Raw genomic sequence first — 18,039 nt, forward strand, 5'->3', positions numbered from 1 at the left:
ATGAGGGAAGACAAAAAACTCTTACCCATTACCCATTACCCGTTACCTATTACCCATTCCCAATTATTTTTCAAACAGCCAGGCTTTGACTTTTGCCAAACTCTGCCAATCTGGTTTTCTGCTTAAACCATCTTCAATGCTGTTTTTAATTTCATCCTCCCATTCTTGGTTGACAAACATCAACTGTTGTGCAAAGTCGATGTGTTGCCGCAAGCCTTTTTGGCCTGTTTCCAGCATGGCTACGGCGAGGTTAACCCTAGCCTGTGGGTCTTGTGGGTTGACCTTGACTGCCTTGAGTGCAGCTTTATAAGCTAGGTTGGGTTTGTTATCGAGTAGATACAACCACGCCAAACAAATCCAAGCCGAGCCAATTTTGGGGGCGCGATCGCAAACTTCTTTAAATACGGGGATTAAAGCATCTGCTGATTCTCCGGCTTTATAGCGTTCTAAACCTGTATCAAACAGAAATTCAACTGTATTTGTATTAGTCATTAGTCGTCAGTCATTAGGCATTAGTCGTCAGTCATTAGTCATGAGGTAAAATCCAAATGACCAAGGACAAAACAAATATTACACTATACGCCGAAAGACTTACCACAACCGCAGGTTTGAGAGGCGTTAGGATTAGTGAATTGGAAACCGCCGCCGATCATCGCATCGCTAAAATCGAGCATCAAACCATAGAGATACAATAGGCTTTTGCGATCGCTCACAATTTTGAAGCCGTCATAGTCAAAAACTTCATCCTGAGGGGTGATCTTGCTAGTGTCTTCAAAGTCCATCATGTAAGACATCCCAGAGCAGCCGCCTTGACGCACTCCTACCCGTAAGCAGAAATCTGTGCCTTGCTTGTCTCGGAGGGATTTTACCTGGCGCAATGCTGATTCGCTCAACTGAATTCCGCGTTGTTGCGGCTGAGTCGCTTGTGTCATCTGCTGTTTCAACTCCTTAAGTGGTCTGACTATATACCCTGTAGAGGCTTTTACTGTCCCTGGGTTACCCTTCAGTTTTTGTATCTATTCTAGCGACATTAATGCCTCTAGATACCAAATTGTAAACACTCCGTCAAAAGCAGCTAAAGATTTTTATCCTAGAATTGAGAGATTCGGTGTGTTTAGAGATTCGGTATTTTTGGAGTTTAAGCCTTGTAGCAGTCTGAGCAGCAACTACCCTTCAGGTGCAGCTAGGAAAATTTCATCCGAGGCTAGCCATTTCCCAAAGTTTAGTTCTCAATAGCTTCTTTTGATTAACTTACTCTATGACAAGTTTTAATCGCTCTACCAGTCGTCGGTTGAAAAAACTAACCCAAATTCCTTCTGTTTGGGAGGGCGATCGCCGTCCGTTGGCACCAGCACAAAATCTACCCAGAGATTCAGAGTCGAAGGGGGAATGCATTCTCTGGGTAGATGGCTCTCAAGGGATTGTCCGCGGCATGGATGTAGTCGCCGCCGAACTAGGGCCAGAAGCAATTGTCCGCACCTTAATGCGAGCGATGGAGCATCCCCACTCTCCTGCTAAACCCGCCAGACCTCAAAGAATTGTGGTGCGCGATCGCCAAATCCAATTTTATTTGCGCGGAGTACTGCAAGATTTGGAAATTGCCATTGACTACGCGCCAGAATTGCCTTTGATTGATGAACTGTTCCGTGGGTTTGCCGATATCCTCGATAGCCAAATCCCTGATTTACCCCCACAGTACGCACAAATTTTAGAAGAAAAGGCATTTGCAATTTGGCAAGCAGCTCCTTGGAAATTTTTGGAAGAACAGCAAATATTGTCAATAGAGATCAATAAGTGGGATGTTGGCACACTCTATGCCTCCGTGATGGGAATGCTAGGGATGGAGTATGGGATTTTGTTGTATCGCTCAGAAGATTCTCTGAAGCGGTTTCGGGCGGCGGTTTTAAGTGATGACGAATCTACCCAGGGTTTAGAAGAAGCTTTTCTCAAGCAAGATTGTTTATTTCTCACCTTTGAGCGAGAGGACGACACAGACGTTGATGAAGATGAAGACGAGGATGATGATTTAGCGGATTTGGCGCTATCAGAAATTCAACCCACCTTCGGCAATATTCACCCATTAGAAGGTCTGCGGTCTGTTTTGTATGAGGAAGAAGCACTTGTAGTCTTGGTTGCTCTCGAAAGTCTCAGCCGCTTTATCCGCGATCACCGTCGTCAGTTACAGGGGGACACTTTCCCTACCCTCAGTCGTCGCTACCGCATTTCTGTGCCGGAGTCAGACGAAGCAACTAAATCGGTGAATGTTACTGTCTCAAGCATGCCAGAGTTGGCAGCAGAATTAGAGGAAATGGCCGGCTTTGGCATCGAAGAGGAAGATGAGTCTGGCGACCCCATGTTCCGCTCATTGCGAGATGATTTGATCCCAGAAGACTCTTTCCTCAGCCTAGGTGTGGTGTCTTGGGAGATGTTAGATTACTTACGTCATGGGGTAAATTACCATACAGCGGGCGAAATCCAGCAAGTGGGTGATGGTTTACCTGTGATTTTAATTCAAACTTCCCGTCCTAAAGCTAAGACTGTAATTGAGAATATAGAGGCCGTTGGTGGATTGCAAGCAATTTGCTTTAATCCAGGTGCTGATCCATTTGATGGCGATCGCTATGACTTAGGTTTGTTACAAACACAAAATGGCGACTTGTTCCTATTCGGTGAATTTTTAGATGCAGACCCAGTTCATGTAGAAGCTAGAAAAAAATGGAATCAGCGGTGTAAAAATACCAAGGGCTACTGCGGCTTGATCATTGCCAAAGGACTAACAGGCGCTTCCCGTGGTAATCCCCAGTTGCGAGATATGATGGCTCTGTTTGAAGCGCGAGCTCTTTCACCGAAAGATTTAGGTATCGGTACTCTCCAGCTTATGCCCCAACTTCAATTTGAATAAATATCTATGTAATTGCCACAGATGAACAAAAAAAATATACTAATTTAAGTTAATTAGGGTGAATCTGTGGTTTTTTGCGTCCGGCTACACCCCCACCTAGGCGTCGCCTGTGGAATTAGTGACAAGATCACGAGATACGTCATCTTCACCCTTCTGCGGAGGCGATACACGACATCTCAGATCACTCAATCCACGTTACTGGGGTTAAACTTGTAGCTTGACTATGCTTCGATTAGCCCTCTTGTGTCACTTGTGCCAGATAAAATTCTGAAACCATTGATTGCAAAGACTTTTACTCATTATTGAATTTCCATTTGAAGGACAAAACCCTTGTCTGAGGAGGCTTTCAAAAATTGGGATGATTTTTCTCTTCCCAGAGTAATAGAAGAGGGGTATGCTACTTGGAACTATAATAACAATTCTCAGCTTGATTTTAGCTGTTGTAGTATATGTTCTCTATACAGGTGTTTGGTGAACTTGGGCAAAACAGAAATGACAAATAAAAAATGGGCCGTTAAACGTATAACTGTTAACCTAGCAACCCAGGAAGCAGAAAAACTCGAAAGATATTGTCAGCAGACAGGTAGACCTGCCACCGATGTGATTCGGGAACTGATTAGAGGGTTACTGCTTTCTGAGGAGGCTAAGGATGTAAGCAGGTAGTCAGAGAACTGGGTAATGGGTAATGGGTAATGGGTAATGGGTAATAGTTTTTTCCCATCCCCAATTCCCAATCCCTAATCCCTTTCACGTAAGAGTGGCAAATTCCGACACCAACCCAGTTACAATTTGTAAAGAAACTGAAAAGGATCGAGGGAATGCGTGTTGCAATCGTAGGTGCGGGACTGGCGGGGCTGGCAACCGCTGTAGATTTAGCAGATGCTGGCTGTGAAGTCCAGATTTTTGAGTCTCGTCCGTTTGTTGGTGGTAAAGTCGGTAGCTGGGTTGATGGCGATGGCAACCATGTTGAAATGGGGTTGCACGTGTTTTTTGGTTGCTACTATGAGCTATTTGATTTAATGAAAAAAGTAGGGGCGTTGTCTCATTTACGCCTCAAGGAACATAGCCACACTTTTATCAACAAAGGTGGACGCACTGGTGCTCTGGATTTTCGCTTCTTCACAGGTGCGCCGTTCAATGGATTAAAAGCATTTTTCACTACTTCCCAACTTTCGTTGCTGGATAAATTGCAAAATGCGATCGCACTCGGAACTAGCCCGATAGTTCAGGGTTTAATAGATTTTGACGGCGCAATGAAAACCATTCGCAAGTTGGATAAAATCAGCTTTGCTGACTGGTTCCGCAGTCATGGCGGTAGCGAAGGAAGCATCAAACGCTTATGGAACCCCATCGCCTACGCCCTCGGCTTTATCGATTGCGAAAATATTTCCGCTCGTTGTATGTTGACAATTTTCCAGTTTTTTGCAGTCAGAACTGAAGCTTCAATTCTGCGAATGCTGGAAGGTTCCCCCCACGAGTACTTACACAAGCCAATCCTGGAATATTTAGAAGCAAGAGGCACAAAAATATATACTCGTCGCCAATTGCGGGAAATTCAGTTTGCTGAATCAGACGAACAAACCCGCGTTACTGGCATATTAGTTGCTCAAGGCGATAGTGAAGAAATTATCACCGCAGATGCTTATGTTTGCGCCTGCGATGTGCCAGGAATTCAGCGCGTTTTACCCCCAGAGTGGCGCAAGTGGTCAGAGTTTGACAACATTTACAAACTGGATGCTGTACCAGTCGCTACAGTGCAGCTACGGTTTGATGGTTGGGTAACAGAACTTGAAGATGGGGAAAAGCGGAAACAGTTAAATCATGCGGCAGGGATAGATAATTTGTTGTATACTGCCGATGCTGACTTTTCTTGCTTTGCTGATTTGGCTTTGACTAGCCCTAGTGATTATTATCGTCCAGGGGAGGGATCGCTGCTACAACTGGTGCTGACACCGGGAGATCCGTTTATTAAGCAAAGTAACGAAGCGATCGCGCAACACGTCCTTAAGCAAGTTTATGAACTGTTCCCCTCGTCCCGTGAGTTAAACATGACTTGGTACAGTGTGGTAAAACTGGCTCAGTCACTCTACCGGGAAGCACCAGGGATGGATGCCTATCGTCCTAGCCAAAAGACGCCTGTGAATAATTTCTTTTTGGCAGGGAGTTATACTCAGCAAGATTACATCGACAGCATGGAAGGGGCAACTATTTCTGGAAGACAGGCTGCGAAGGTGATTTTGGAGAGTGTGAAGAAATAAGAAACGAACCACAGAGACGCAGAGGACGCAGAGGAAAAAGCCAGAATGTCAGATTTACTAGAGCATAGTGTGCAGGTGGAAGTGGAAGCGCCGATAGATTTAGTATGGAGTCTATGGTCTGATTTGGAGCAAATGCCTAAGTGGATGAAGTGGATTGAGTCGGTGAAGATTTTGCCGGATGACCCTGATATATCTCTTTGGAAGTTGAGTACTAGCGGTTGGGATTTTACTTGGAAATCTCGGATGCTCAAGGTTATCCCGAATCAAATTATTCAATGGGAATCGGTTGATGGTTTGCCAAATCAGGGTGCAATTCGCTTTTACGATCGCCAAGCTAGTAGTATCGTGAAAATGACTGTTTCCTATGCTATCCCCGGTTTTCTTGGCAAAATCATGGATAATCTGTTTTTGGGAAAGGTGGTGGAGTCCACAATTCAAGCAGATTTGGAGCGGTTTAAGGTATACGCTTTGAATGTCAAAGCTAATTGATATAAACAGCAAATATCAGGCAGTAATAAACAAAGTCTAATAGCTTCTTGCTGTCTGATGGGAAAATCTGGATTTGCTCCCGTAGCGTGAATTAAATAAAATCTGGCTCTTGTGGGGTGGGCATCTCGCCATTGGTGTCAAGTTAAGGCATCAGCCCAGATGTCAAGTGACCGAGCAGCCGTTCGTCGGTGACGTTGACGGACGGCTTTGACCAACCCCATCGAACGATGATGTTCTACGAGCCAAGGAATAAGTTGTAACCCAGGGTTACGTAAAAGTGCGCGGTGGAAAAAATAGAAACTGCGAAAAACCATTTCTACAGAAATGCGCTCAATTGGCTGTTGTAAAGCTACTGCGACATCGGCACACAAGTCATTAAGAACAGCGTAGAAAATCCAAGTAGCATATATTTGCATCTGCACACCATTAGTGCCACCAACCCACAGATAGGACAATCCCAATAAACGCTTAGTCAATAAAAATGCATCCTCAATGCGCCAGCGTCGACGGTATAATTCGCAAACTTCCTGTGCCGAAAGTTGTTGTGGGTCAAGAACATTAGTCAAGTAATGATACCAAGTCTTGCCCCACAATACGGAAACTTGGCGCATGGGATGGCGACATGGGTTGGTGTGATGCCATCCCATTTGAATAATTTCGTCTTTGTAGTGAGAGCCGTCAGAAAGTACACGTGCTACCTTATATCTCACCTTTTCCTTTTGGCGTGTCAGCACATACTTATTAGCTGTAGTCAGAGAATCAAACCATTCAAAACCATAAAATCCCATGTCTACTACGAGTAAACCGCCTGAAGGTAAACGTTCTAACAGTGCTTGCCACCAACGAGTCTCATTTCGTTTGACATCGGCATCATACCAAACTGCCACGGGAGTGTGAGTGAAAGCTTCAACCACCATCAGCATTTTTCCTGCCAACACCGCACCTGTTTTTTCTTGCAGTTGTCCGAAGTGTTTTTTCATGGCTTCGAGTGTCGAGGCGTCTCCAATCCAAATGGCGGGAAATTTCTCGGACACTGATGCCCAGGCTGGGGCTAATTCCCTTACACTCCTTTTAGCTGCTAGGCACTCTATGACCTGCTCTAACAGTTTGGCAAATAGATGAGCCGGTAGGCTGTTGAGTCTTTGAGACAAAGCTTGCTTACTCACTTTCGTTGCCTCTACCCACATCAATCCTTCTACTTCTAGGATTCGCAATACATCTGTTAAGTGCTGTACTTGTCTATACACTATACTCAACACTATTGCTGCCATTACTGGTAGGGTCAGTACTCGTGAGCGCAAGCTCCGTTCTTTATCTTTTACTTCTTTGAGGTTGGTAAATGTGCCTGGACTTACCAACTCAAACAACCTTGATTCTATCTCTTCACTTGCCGGAGCCGGTACGTTGACTCGATGGCGAAAATCTGGATTCCCTTGCTTTTTCCGTGGTTTACTCATGGCTCTTTTCAACACCCCTGTGTTGACTTCTACCATTAGGTTTCCCTCTCTTGACACAAATCCATTTTTCTTAACTTGACACCAATGGCATCTCGCCCGCCCAGAACTCTCGTGACGCCTGTTCCACAATAAAATCATAATACACAAATTTAGTCTGGTCACGCCAGTAGGGTGCATTACGCTGTCGCTAAAACACCCTACGAAAACACCTCAATACTTCCCTATGCTGCATGACAAACTGTTGCTTCTGGAAGCGCATCACCCGCAGCTTCGTAAGCAATAATTAGAGAGTCTAAGGCTTCAATTCCATTCGCTACGGCTAATTCGTAAGTATCCCCATGAGTGCGCCAGCGTTGTCCTGGAAAATCAGGGAATCCTACCAAGAAGCAATTATCTTCCTCTGACCACTGAATAACCATTTGGTACTTGAGTTTACTCATCTTCTTTCTTACCCATGACTTCCTTTTGCTGGTAGTTCTGTAAAACCGGCATGGACAAGCATTTTCTTAAGCTCTCAAATCTTTTAAGGCATTTTTTTAAGATTTAAATAGAAGTTATCAAATAATTTATTAATTTAGTTTTACTTACCCTCAACAGTTCAAATATGTTAAGGGTAAATCGGTTAATGTTTGTCTTTAATTGAATGAATTTCGTAGGGTGCGTTACGGTACTCCGAACGCACCAATTTTGGAAACGGTGCGTTACGCTGTCGCTAACACACCCTACGAAACTGCTCACTTTTCTTGCTCGGTTGAAGGTGGGATATAGTTTTGTAGTTTTGTTTTTAGTTCTTCTATGCCATTCGCGTAGGTACTCCAATAACGAAAATCCTGGTATTTATCCCCTGACGTCTCATTATCAAAATATTTTCTACTTTGGGCTGCACAATGCATTGATATTAAAGTAAGAACCTTTTCAACCTGATACTGGTCTTCATTTAATTGTTGGCGTAGCAGAGCTTCTAATTCTCTAGATGTTGCCATATTTTTAACTTAGTTATAAACAACTAAGTTAAAAATATACGAGTTATCTAGACAGGAATAAACCGTAATTACACGTATAAATATTATTTAAACCAAAATAACCTGCGATTAAGGTTTAAGTGAAAAACCTTAACCTTTTTGAGCAAATATCGAAAATCAACATCTGAGAATGGGTGCAAAAATCAGGCTTATTTTTCTCTCTCTATAGGAAAAAAAAGGTTATCAGTAGTTAATGATCGAAAACTATAGCCGCCAATATATTTTATTTTCGCAGAGAATAATAGCGATCATTAAGTTTTTGCAAAAATGAATAAAAATTCAAATTAAACATGATAAATAAAAACGTAGCAAAAGTTACGTTCAAATGCTTAGTAAGTTATTCCAGGCTTGAATACATACTGTTGAGCATTTGGATTTTCGTGCCAAGTTCATTGTTTTCAAGACTAAAATAGCCACAAATTTCGGTAAATCAACAAACAGGAAAATCATGTCCCAGATTAACACTGAAGATTCTTCATCCACATTAAATCAGAAAAGTCTAATCTTAGATATAGTAGATTTGCTTAAACTGTTATATGCACTTGTGCAATTAAGTGAAGCATCAGCAAAAGGTTTTAGTTATCAATATAACTACGATTATGTAACTCCTTTAGCTATAACAAATGTACCGCAATTCAAAATTGGAAACATTACTATACCTCTTCTTCCTAAAGAACAATTTCCCAACCTCAAATGGGTAATTGCAGTAGTAATCCGATTAGTTGTTACTCAGCTAAACAAATCTTTAATTACCCAACCGAATTTTTTTAAATCTATTATTGCTGTTTCCTTAGACGCAATTGGTAACGAAATAAACAAGCCAGAAATTCAAGAAGAATTAAGCAATATTCTTTTGAAGCTGAAATCAAACTTAGAAGAAATTAATGAACATCAGAAAGTTGATGAGCAACTTGCTCTTGCTAGACTCACTGAACAACCAGAAAGCATTACTCAACCTTCAATTGACGAAGAATTTGAAGAAATTGACAGACAGCTAGCTCAATTCTTAATTACAAACCCAGAAAAGGTTGCTCTTGATTTAGAAAAATTAAGTGAAGAACCTAGAATACAAAATCTTAAGGAGATAATTAAATCCACGGCTAAGTTAGCAGAACTAGCTAAGTATCAAGTCCATAGTTTAAAGTTCTTTGCTGATGCTTCTAGCCTAGAAAATTACAACAGACAATTTCAAGCTATAGCCAAACCAGATATTTCTTATCACTTCCAAGAAGATAAATATTTTGCTTATATGCAGGTGGCTGGCCCCAACCCAGTTATGCTCCAGCAAATAGGACAACTAGATTCGCGCTTGCCAATTACCGAAGACACATACTCTGATGTTGCTAACTTCTACGGAGTCTCAGATACTCTAAATAAGGCACTAGCTGAAGGTCGGATTTATTTAGCAGATTATACTCTGTTAGATAGCATGGTAAATGGCACTTTCCCTCAACAACAAAAGTATATTTCTGCGCCTTTAGCACTATTTGCTGTTCCACCAAATAGCTATAGAAATCGCTCTTTATTTCCAGTAGCAATTAGTTATCAGCAGACTTCAATTAGCAATGATTGGGTACTATTTACACCCTTAGTCACCGATACTAACGCAGATACGTGGATGACTGCTAAGAACATTGTACAAATGGCAGATAGCAACTATCACGAGTTAATCAGTCACTTAGGCCGTACTCACTTAGTTGTTGAGCCTTTTGTTGTGGCAACTAATCAATTACCTGAAAACCACAATCTCAGAAACCTTCTGATACCTCATCTTGAGGGGACTGTACTAATTAATTATGGCGCTCATACATCTTTAATAGCGCCAGGGGGTGGTGTAGACGAGCTACTAGCTAGCAGTATTGGCAGTGACCAAACTTTAGCTGCTAATGGAGCGCAAAGCTACCTGTTTAACTTTAATGATATTGCCTTTCCCAATACTTTGACAAATCGGGGTGTTGACGATGTTAGCAAATTACCTACTTATCCCTACAGAGATGACGGGTTACTGATTTGGGAGGCTATTGAAAGTTGGGTTAGGGAATATTTTAGTGTCTATTACAGCAGCAATTCATCAGTTCTCAATGATCAAGATTTACAGACTTGGGCATCTACATTAATTTCCCTTGAAGGAGGCCGCTTACAAAATTTTGGTGACAATGGCCAAGGACATATTAAAACACTAGATTATCTAGTGCAAGCTGTGTCGACAATTATTTTTACGGCTAGTGCTCAACACGCTGCTGTTAATTTTCCCCAAAAGGAACTGATGATGTACACACCAGCATTTCCTTTAGCCCGTTATTTACCTGAACCTACAGATCCCCAGCAGCCAGAGAATTTCATCAATGGGCTACCACCGTTAGAACAAGCTTTAAACCAGATAAATTTACTTTATTTGCTTGGCTCTGTTTACTACACAAATCTAGGCAATTACTCCACATCAGCTTTTACAGACCCAAATGTAACATCGGCTTTGGAGAAATTCCAGACAAACCTCAAAGATATTGAGCAAGAGATTAACCAGAGAAATAGTAATAGTAAGGGTGATAGGATAATACCTTACAAGTTTTTGCTGCCTACTAATATTCCTCAAAGCATCAATATTTAATAGATACCTCCGGTAAATAATGTAGAGACGTTGCATGCAACGTCTCTACAAAGGTTCTGCATAATGCATATTTAATTTTCACTGCACCTATGTTGAGATTACCAAGTTGGATCGCTAAACACATTAATTGTCAATTCATCTTTTCCTGGTGGAACTGAGGTTAGACAAGCGCGGATGATTTCGCCATCTTCCAGTTCCACGGTGCAAGCGTGACATGAACCCATTAAACAACCAGTGGGAATTAACACCCCAGCGCGATCGGCTACATCTAATAGGGGTTCTCCGACTTCGGCATCAATGGTGACGTTATCTGGTACAAAACGGATACGAATAGTCATAGTAATTTTGAATTTAAGATTTTGGATTAAAAGCCTAATGCACTCTACAGGTGCGATATATCTAAGTAAATGTACAGTCATTGAACAGGCGAGACGCCTGTTCTACAAGAAAAGCATTATGCAGAGATTTCTAAGATAAAAATGGGGTTAAATCTAGATGCTTTTCAATTTCGGTGGCTAGGGAGTCTAAAATCTGCTCTCGCTGTTCCCGGTAGTTAGCAACGCCTGTAGGTAAAGACTTCAAACCTCGCTGTTGACGGAGGCGATTTAACCAAGCACGACGCCAAGGGCCATTGTCAAAAATACCGTGGAGATAAGTACCCCAAATTGATTGACCACTATCCACCAACCCTAAATTAACATCATCAAATAGGGGATGGTAGGCTTGGGAACCTATGCCTTGTTGTTCGATGCGCGATCGCCCTTGGTGGATTTCAAACCCACTCACCGGCAAACCCATCTGGGGAAAATTCGAGCTTACTTGGCGCTGACGGGCGATTTTTTGGCCAGTAATTACAGTTCTGATGGGTAATAGATTTAACGCTTGAAACCTGCCAGCTTGTCCCTCTAACCCTTCTGGATCGGCAATGATTTGTCCCAGCATTTGGAAGCCGCCGCAGATCCCCATCACTGTGCCACCAGATGCAGCATAATTTTGAATTGCTTCTGCCATGCCGCTTTTTTGGAGCATGATTAAGTCAGAAATTGTCGTCTTTGTCCCGGGGATAATCACGGCATCCGGATGTCCCAAATCTTGCTTGGGGCTGAGGTATTTTACTGAAACTGTCGGTTCTGATTCCAGTGGGTCAAAGTCTGTAAAATTGGCAATTCTTGGTAAACGGATGACGGCGATGTTGAGTTCGGCGTGGTGTTTGTCTGGTTTACGTTCCAGCAGATCAAGAGAGTCTTCTGCCGGAAAGACTTGTTCTAAATAAGGGATAACAGCAACAACAGGAATACCAGTGCGTTCTTCTAACCATTTTATCCCCGGTTCGAGGATTGAGCGTTGTCCCCGAAACTTGTTAATCACTACACCTTTAATTAGAGCACGTTCATCCGGTTCCAATAACTCTAGAGTTCCTACCACGTGGGCAAAAGCCCCTCCCCGGTCAATATCAACTACCAATATAGTTGGCGCATTCAAATGTTTTGCCACCCGCATATTAGTTAAGTCGCGGTGCTTGAGGTTAATCTCTGCTGGACTACCGGCACCTTCACAAACTAACAAATCAAATTCTGTTGCTAAATGCTGGAGGCATTCTTCAATAGTCCGCCAACCTAGTTCAAAATATTGCTCGTAATAATCGCTAGCGCCGACTTTACCGACAGATCGACCTTTGAGAATTACTTGGGAGGTCATATCCCCTTGGGGTTTGAGTAAAATCGGGTTCATTTCTACCCAAGGGACGACTCCTGCGGCCCAAGCTTGCACTGCTTGAGCATAGCCAATTTCTCCACCGCTGGCGGTAACATAAGCATTTAAAGCCATATTTTGCCCTTTAAAGGGAGCCACTCGCCAGCCACGTCGCGACAGAATGCGACAAATAGCTGTAGTTAAGAGTGATTTCCCTGCATGGGATGTTGTTCCCACTACCATAATTGCTTTCATATTTAATTTAAGAGTTTTTTAAGATAGCCAGTGTATTTGCCGGGGTAGACGGTAATATAACAATCTGCTGTTCAGAATTTAAAAGCAGAGGAAGCTGAGGGAGATTTTAGTTTCCCACATCCTCTGCTACCCAGATCTGTTTTGTATTTCCTGCCGTCACCTCACAAATTAGGTCAGATGTGATGGTTAAGACTTGATTAACAGAATTGGTGCTCCCATACATTATTGTTTACTTCGACTACCTCATCTTAACTCTTCATTTTTCGATTCTAAAATGGTAGTCGAATCCAACGAGTTACAGCATCGGATAGGCGATCGCTCCATGAGGGTGTAGTCAAATTTTCTGCCTGTAATTGTTCTACTAATTGATAACCTAGGGGCGTCAGGCGAAAACCATCTGTAATTCCCTGTCCATCGACTTCTCGCCGCAGTACACCGACTTGGATCAGCCAGCCTAAAGCATTGTCACAGACCAATTCTGATAATGGCCTTTGGGTGTAGCCTTGCTTGACACCATTTTCTAAAGCGATCGCACCCAAGGACACACTCTGGTGACGCATTCGCGCAAATAAACTGAGATGGAAGGGCGAACACAAAAGCGATCGCTTGGCTCGTTCTACTGTTTTAGGAGTAGAGAAAAACGTTTTTGGGTTTGGGGAATCAACAGCGGGCATTTTCTTCGGTGTAAATTTTGCTTATTTTTCTAGCAATTTCTTAAATCATTGTAAATTAATGTAAAATTTCAATTGCATCAACAATCTGAAACAGGAAAGGTTAATTATGCCCCTAGCAGTTGGTACGGATGCACCTGCATTTACCGCTAAAGACACTAACGGCAACACCATCTCATTATCTGATTTTGCAGGTAAAACGGTGGTTTTGTATTTTTACCCCAAAGATGATACGCCAGGCTGCACCAAACAAGCTTGTAGTTTTCGGGATGCCCAACCTAACTATCAAAGTAAAAATGTAGTAGTTCTGGGAGTTAGTGCCGATGATGAAGCCGCCCATCAAGCATTCACCAGCAAATACAATCTGAATTTCCCCTTACTGGCTGACACTGACAAAGCCCTCATCAAAGCTTTCGATGTCGATGGCGGTGGTTATGCCAAGCGCGTTACCTATGTCATCGATCCTAACGGCAAAATCGTTCATGTTGACACTGCTGTCAGCACAGCTACCCACGCTAGCGATGTTTTAACGGCACTGGGAATTTAGTTTTTTTCCCAAAGAATTAATAACCTCAACCCCTCTGGGGGTTGGGGTTTTGATTGGGTAATTGGTAATGGGTAATTGGTAATGGGTAATTGGTAATTGGTAATTGGTAATTGGTAGATAGTTTATTCGGCCCAGCCCCCAGTCAAGAGTCCTCAATCCCCAATACCTTTGTCGGTCACTTATTTGCAGGAATTGAAATTGATTGCGGTGTTGTCTGAACTGGTGTAGTTAAGGTTGTACCTGGAGTTGGCTGTTGTTGACTTTGAAATAGTTTTTGCTGTCTAGCTTTAAACGAGTCTGCGGCTGAGTCCAACTGTTGATTCTGTGCTTCAGCATTCCAGTTGATAGTGCCGAGATTTGCCCGATGAATCAAATTCATCATATCGAAATTCTCTGAGTTGGTGTTACCAAACGGATTGCTATTCCCTAGAGGATCAGCACTGGTGTTGGCATCCACCGAGTTTAGTTGAGCCAAGCTAGGTTGAGCCACAAGCAAGGAAGCGAAGCTAATTCCGGCTAAGGTAGCCAGAAAATGTTTAGTGAAAGGTAAAAATGGTTTTTTCATGTTTCTATATTAAGCAAGAGTTCGTCGCAGTTGGGGTTGAATACTGAGCAAGGCAATAACGGCAAAGCCTAGTAACACCAGCAACGCTCCCCCAAAAGTCACTTCACCCCAAGGAGCCTGCATCACTACACTAGCCAAGCCCCAATCACTATGTAAATAGAGATACCGAATTGGTTCAATGGCGTAGCTGAGAGGATTGAGGGTGGCGACAATTTGCAACCAGTGAGGCATGAAGGATAAAGGCGCTAAAGCCGTGCTGGCAAACAACAGCGGCAGGTTGGTGACAAAGATTACGGCAATTAGTTCAATATGTCCAGGTAGGGCAAAAGCCAAACCGAGGGAGATGGCTGTGACTCCCAAAGCGAGGAGAAAGACAATTAAAGCGATCGCACTTAAACCCACTGCATCCGGTAATCCAGCGCCCAAAAACGCTGCTGCTGCTACAATTACAGCCGCTTGCAGCAAACTTTGGCTGATAATAAAAATTGCCGAAGCAAAGACAATTGAAAAGCGAGAAGCTAGCGGCGCTACTAGCAAGCGATTTAAAAAGCCAAATTCCCGGTCAAACATCACTGGTAAACCAGCATTCAGCGCCCCTGCAAAGGCTGTAAAAACAATGATCCCTGCACTCAAAAATTGTCCGTAATTTGTCGTACTACCAAATAAGCCTTTAGGTGCATTTTGGAATAGTGCCCCGAACAGTACCAACCACATCACCGGCTGAATAATTCCCGCAACTAAGCTAGAGGGACGACGTTGTAGTTGAATAAACAAGCGACGAGTTAAAGCCAGCGTCTCTTGTACCAATTCACCAAAAAAGTTGGAGGTGGTATCAGCAACTGCAACAGGTGCTGCTAGTTGCTGCCAATTCATCTCAGTTTTAGGAGTTACACTCATAGCAATTTTGTCATTAGTCATTAGTCATTAGTCATTGGTCATTAGTCATTGGTCATTGAAAAAACTATTACCCATTACCCATTACCCATCACCCATTACCCATTACCCATTACCCATTACCCATCACCCATTACCCATTACCCATTCCTTACCGCATATTTTGTTTTTTCTCGGCTTTGGGATCGCGGGTGGAGACTGCTGCTAATTCGGCATCCATTAAGGTGCGTCCCGTAGCGGCAAGGTAGACATCATCTAGGCTGGGGCGAGATTGAGCTATGCCGAATATAGGCAAGTTAGAAGCAGTGAGGGTTTGCTGGATGGTAATCAGGGCATCATTTTGGGGTTTTACCACCAAATTGAGTGAATTACCTTGAGCGCTGTTGATGATCACTTCTTGGACAAAGGGCAAAGCTTGCAGGAGGTTGGTGGCTTTTTCTGCTTCTTCGAGCGGTGAAAACTCGCGGATTCGCAAAGTTATGCGATCGCCTCCCACTTGATCTTTTAACTGGGAAGGTGTGCCAGAGGCGATTACAAGCCCGCGATCGATAATTGCCACGCGATCGGCTAAAGCGTCAATTTCTTCTAAATAATGGCTGGTAATTAATACTGTAGTCCCCGATGCCCGCAACTTCCGGAGAAAATCCCATACCACAAAGCGGCTTTCAATGTCAAGCCCCACTGTAGGCTCATCCAACACCAGCACATCAGGCGCATGGAGTAACCCAGCAGCCAAGTCTAGGCGCTTGCGTAAACCGCCAGAGTAGGTTCCTGTTTTTTTATTAGCGTATTCTTGCAAACCGAGTAAATCTAATACCGTTTCAATACGCTTTTTCCCTACTGCACCGGGGAGGTGATAAAGCGCCGCTTGCAGTTGCAGCAATTCTTTTCCCGTCAGCACCTTATCTAATGCGACTTCCTGAGCCACATAACCCAGCTTTTGTCTAGCTAGTTTGGGGTTATCTAATACTGATATACCAGATACTTCGATTTTGCCAGCATCTGGCGTAGTCAGAGTACACAAGGCACGCAGAGTAGTTGTTTTACCCGCGCCATTGGGGCCGAGTAAACCAAAGATTTCCCCAGGTTCCACCTGAAAGGAGACATCTTTGACGGCTTCCACGGTGCCGTAGCGCTTTTGCAGATTTTGAATTAAAACGGCGGGCGCCATGACAGCTTATCCCTAACTATACAAATCTCAACAATATCTTTCTCTATTGTACGAGTTGGGCGTGAGGTGTGATGAATTGAAATCTACTATTCTTGTAAAACCTACTCCCCATATTCACCACCAGTGACTTTACCCCGAAAAACAATGTATTGGTAAAGGTTGTAAAACAACATCACCGGGATGAGGAAGCCGATAAAAATCAGCATAATCACCAAGGAACTAGGATCAGCGGATGCTTGATAAATGGTTATCTGCATGGGAATGATGTAGGGAAAGACAATCAAACCCAAACCGATGAATGTCAGCACAAACAACAGAATTGTCCAAACAAAGGGTGCGCGTTCTTCTTTGCGGTTGAGACTGTTTAAGAGTTGCCAAATTAACCAGACTCCCAACACAGGAATGACGGCAAAGATGTAAACTAGGGGTTGCTGGAACAAACGCGATCGCACACTTTCATAAAATATCGGCGTGCTAATCGTGATAAAAATCGCCCCTAGCAGCGTTGTCCAAGCCGCAATCTTCGCTGTTTTATAGTGAGTCTGTTGTAATTCTCCGGTGGTTTTCCACACGAGATATGTTGAACCAATCAGCACATATCCCTGAATCAACGTCAACGCCACCAGCACAGAAGGAATACTCAGCCAGTCCCAAGAAGTACCGATAAAATGTCCCGCTTCATCAACCCTAATCCCCTCCAGCACCGCACCCAAAGCAAAACCTTGACCGAGTGCAGCCGTAAAACTACCGACACCAAAAGCTAAATTCCACAAGATTTTGCGGTTGGAAAGTTCGCGAAACTCAAAAGCCACACCCCGAAAGGTGAACCCAAAAACCATTGTAAAAATTGGTATATACAAAGCAGTTAAAATCGTGCCGTAAGCAAGGGGAAATGCGCCAAACAAACCCCCCGCCATCAGCACTAACCAAGTTTCATTAGCATCCCAAATATTGCTTAAGCTAGTCATTAAAATTCCCCGGCGTTTCTCATCAGAGGAAGTGAGAGATAATATGCCTACCCCTAAATCAAAACCATCTAGCATCACGTAAAGGAAGAGGAAAAGGGCTAAAATTACAAACCAAACTTGGGGGAGAAAATACTTTAGCGTCTCCATAAAATCTCCTATTTAGACTGCGGCAAAAATATCGACCTAACCCCCAACCCCTTCCCTACTAGGGAAGGGGAGTAAGATTCAGAGGATGTTTGTAAAGTATCAAGTCGTATCGAGATCTCCTAAATCTCCCGATTCCTGGGGGATTTTGACTCTAGTTCCCCCCGGAAGGGGGGTTAGGGGAGATCTAAAGATTTTTGATACGTCACCAACGACTTTTAAAACATCCTCTCAAAACCTTTCTCGTTGTGGGAGAAGGGAGTAAAATTCAAAGCCTCTCTCCTTTTAGGAGAGAGGTTTGGAGAGAGGTCAAATTATATTACAAAAAAGAGAAAATCACAGATTAACTATTTGTATTTATCTGTGTTTTCATTTTCCTGATTAAGACTTACACAA

Annotated in this window: 18 protein-coding genes; 6 read left to right on the top strand and 12 right to left on the bottom strand. The window is 43.2% G+C overall.

Annotated elements, in window-relative coordinates:
• Positions 1-63: 63 nt before the first annotated feature.
• Together CYLST_RS28715 and CYLST_RS28720 are read right to left on the bottom strand one after the other, a co-directional pair.
• Entirely contained in the window at positions 64-492 is a 429-nt protein-coding gene (locus tag CYLST_RS28715; protein ID WP_015211251.1) for a tetratricopeptide repeat protein, read from the bottom strand.
• An 83-nt stretch (positions 493-575) separates the two neighbouring features.
• On the bottom strand, positions 576-932 hold the full coding sequence (locus CYLST_RS28720) for a HesB/IscA family protein (RefSeq protein ID WP_015211252.1): 357 nt from the start codon (positions 930-932) through the stop codon (positions 576-578).
• 326 nt (positions 933-1,258) lie between these two features.
• On the opposite strand from CYLST_RS28720, the gene CYLST_RS28725 reads away from it, so the two are divergent.
• The 4 genes from CYLST_RS28725 (at position 1,259) to CYLST_RS28740 (ending at position 5,649) form a co-directional block, all read left to right on the top strand.
• On the top strand, positions 1,259-2,902 hold the full coding sequence (locus CYLST_RS28725) for a DUF6930 domain-containing protein (protein WP_015211253.1): 1,644 nt from the start codon (positions 1,259-1,261) through the stop codon (positions 2,900-2,902).
• A gap of 492 nt (positions 2,903-3,394) precedes the next feature.
• A complete protein-coding gene (locus tag CYLST_RS28730) occupies positions 3,395-3,565 on the top strand; it encodes a ribbon-helix-helix domain-containing protein (RefSeq protein WP_041233325.1) in 171 nt (56 codons plus the stop codon).
• 155 nt (positions 3,566-3,720) lie between these two features.
• Entirely contained in the window at positions 3,721-5,160 is a 1,440-nt protein-coding gene (zds, locus tag CYLST_RS28735; protein WP_015211255.1) for a 9,9'-di-cis-zeta-carotene desaturase, read from the top strand.
• 45 nt (positions 5,161-5,205) lie between these two features.
• Positions 5,206-5,649, top strand: coding sequence for an SRPBCC family protein (locus CYLST_RS28740; protein ID WP_015211256.1), 444 nt, complete (start codon positions 5,206-5,208; stop codon positions 5,647-5,649).
• Between the two features lie 137 nt (positions 5,650-5,786).
• On the opposite strand, the gene CYLST_RS28745 is transcribed toward CYLST_RS28740, so the two are convergent.
• From CYLST_RS28745 to CYLST_RS28755, 3 genes are all read right to left on the bottom strand, one after another.
• Positions 5,787-7,106, bottom strand: coding sequence for an IS4 family transposase (locus tag CYLST_RS28745; RefSeq protein ID WP_041233351.1), 1,320 nt, complete (start codon positions 7,104-7,106; stop codon positions 5,787-5,789).
• A 221-nt stretch (positions 7,107-7,327) separates the two neighbouring features.
• Positions 7,328-7,546, bottom strand: coding sequence for a type II toxin-antitoxin system HicB family antitoxin (locus CYLST_RS28750; protein WP_015211257.1), 219 nt, complete (start codon positions 7,544-7,546; stop codon positions 7,328-7,330).
• A gap of 294 nt (positions 7,547-7,840) precedes the next feature.
• Positions 7,841-8,089 carry a hypothetical protein gene (locus CYLST_RS28755; protein ID WP_015211258.1) on the bottom strand — a complete coding sequence of 83 codons (249 nt, stop codon included), beginning with the start codon at positions 8,087-8,089 and terminating at the stop codon, positions 7,841-7,843.
• A 487-nt stretch (positions 8,090-8,576) separates the two neighbouring features.
• On the opposite strand from CYLST_RS28755, the gene CYLST_RS28760 reads away from it, so the two are divergent.
• A complete protein-coding gene (locus CYLST_RS28760; RefSeq protein WP_015211259.1) occupies positions 8,577-10,736 on the top strand; it encodes a lipoxygenase family protein in 2,160 nt (719 codons plus the stop codon).
• A gap of 98 nt (positions 10,737-10,834) precedes the next feature.
• On the opposite strand, the gene CYLST_RS28765 is transcribed toward CYLST_RS28760, so the two are convergent.
• The 3 genes from CYLST_RS28765 to CYLST_RS28775 all read right to left on the bottom strand — a co-directional run bounded on the left by CYLST_RS28765 (position 10,835) and on the right by CYLST_RS28775 (position 13,357).
• Entirely contained in the window at positions 10,835-11,074 is a 240-nt protein-coding gene (locus tag CYLST_RS28765) for a 2Fe-2S iron-sulfur cluster-binding protein (RefSeq protein ID WP_015211260.1), read from the bottom strand.
• A 130-nt stretch (positions 11,075-11,204) separates the two neighbouring features.
• Positions 11,205-12,683 (bottom strand): cobyric acid synthase CobQ, encoded by a 1,479-nt coding sequence (gene cobQ / locus CYLST_RS28770; protein WP_015211261.1) that lies wholly within the window; start codon positions 12,681-12,683, stop codon positions 11,205-11,207.
• Positions 12,684-12,952: 269 nt separating this feature from the next.
• On the bottom strand, positions 12,953-13,357 hold the full coding sequence (locus CYLST_RS28775; RefSeq protein WP_015211262.1) for an Npun_F0494 family protein: 405 nt from the start codon (positions 13,355-13,357) through the stop codon (positions 12,953-12,955).
• Positions 13,358-13,463: 106 nt separating this feature from the next.
• Between CYLST_RS28775 and CYLST_RS28780 the strand changes: the two genes are divergently transcribed.
• Positions 13,464-13,901, top strand: a complete 438-nt coding sequence (locus CYLST_RS28780; RefSeq protein WP_015211263.1) for a peroxiredoxin — start codon at positions 13,464-13,466, stop codon at positions 13,899-13,901.
• A 175-nt stretch (positions 13,902-14,076) separates the two neighbouring features.
• Here the strand turns inward: CYLST_RS28780 and CYLST_RS28785 are convergent, their stop codons facing one another.
• The 4 genes from CYLST_RS28785 to CYLST_RS28800 all read right to left on the bottom strand — a co-directional run bounded on the left by CYLST_RS28785 (position 14,077) and on the right by CYLST_RS28800 (position 17,646).
• Positions 14,077-14,466: a hypothetical protein gene (locus CYLST_RS28785; RefSeq protein ID WP_041233326.1), complete on the bottom strand. Its 390-nt coding sequence runs from the start codon at positions 14,464-14,466 to the stop codon at positions 14,077-14,079.
• A 9-nt stretch (positions 14,467-14,475) separates the two neighbouring features.
• Entirely contained in the window at positions 14,476-15,363 is an 888-nt protein-coding gene (locus CYLST_RS28790) for an ABC transporter permease (protein WP_041233989.1), read from the bottom strand.
• A 148-nt stretch (positions 15,364-15,511) separates the two neighbouring features.
• Positions 15,512-16,531, bottom strand: coding sequence for a daunorubicin resistance protein DrrA family ABC transporter ATP-binding protein (locus CYLST_RS28795; protein ID WP_015211265.1), 1,020 nt, complete (start codon positions 16,529-16,531; stop codon positions 15,512-15,514).
• Positions 16,532-16,632: 101 nt separating this feature from the next.
• Positions 16,633-17,646, bottom strand: a complete 1,014-nt coding sequence (locus CYLST_RS28800; protein WP_015211266.1) for a cytochrome d ubiquinol oxidase subunit II — start codon at positions 17,644-17,646, stop codon at positions 16,633-16,635.
• Between the last annotated feature and the right edge of the window lie 393 nt (positions 17,647-18,039).

Origin of the sequence: Cylindrospermum stagnale PCC 7417 (genome assembly GCF_000317535.1) — a bacterium.
GTDB classification, from domain to species: Bacteria; Cyanobacteriota; Cyanobacteriia; order Cyanobacteriales; family Nostocaceae; genus Cylindrospermum; species Cylindrospermum stagnale.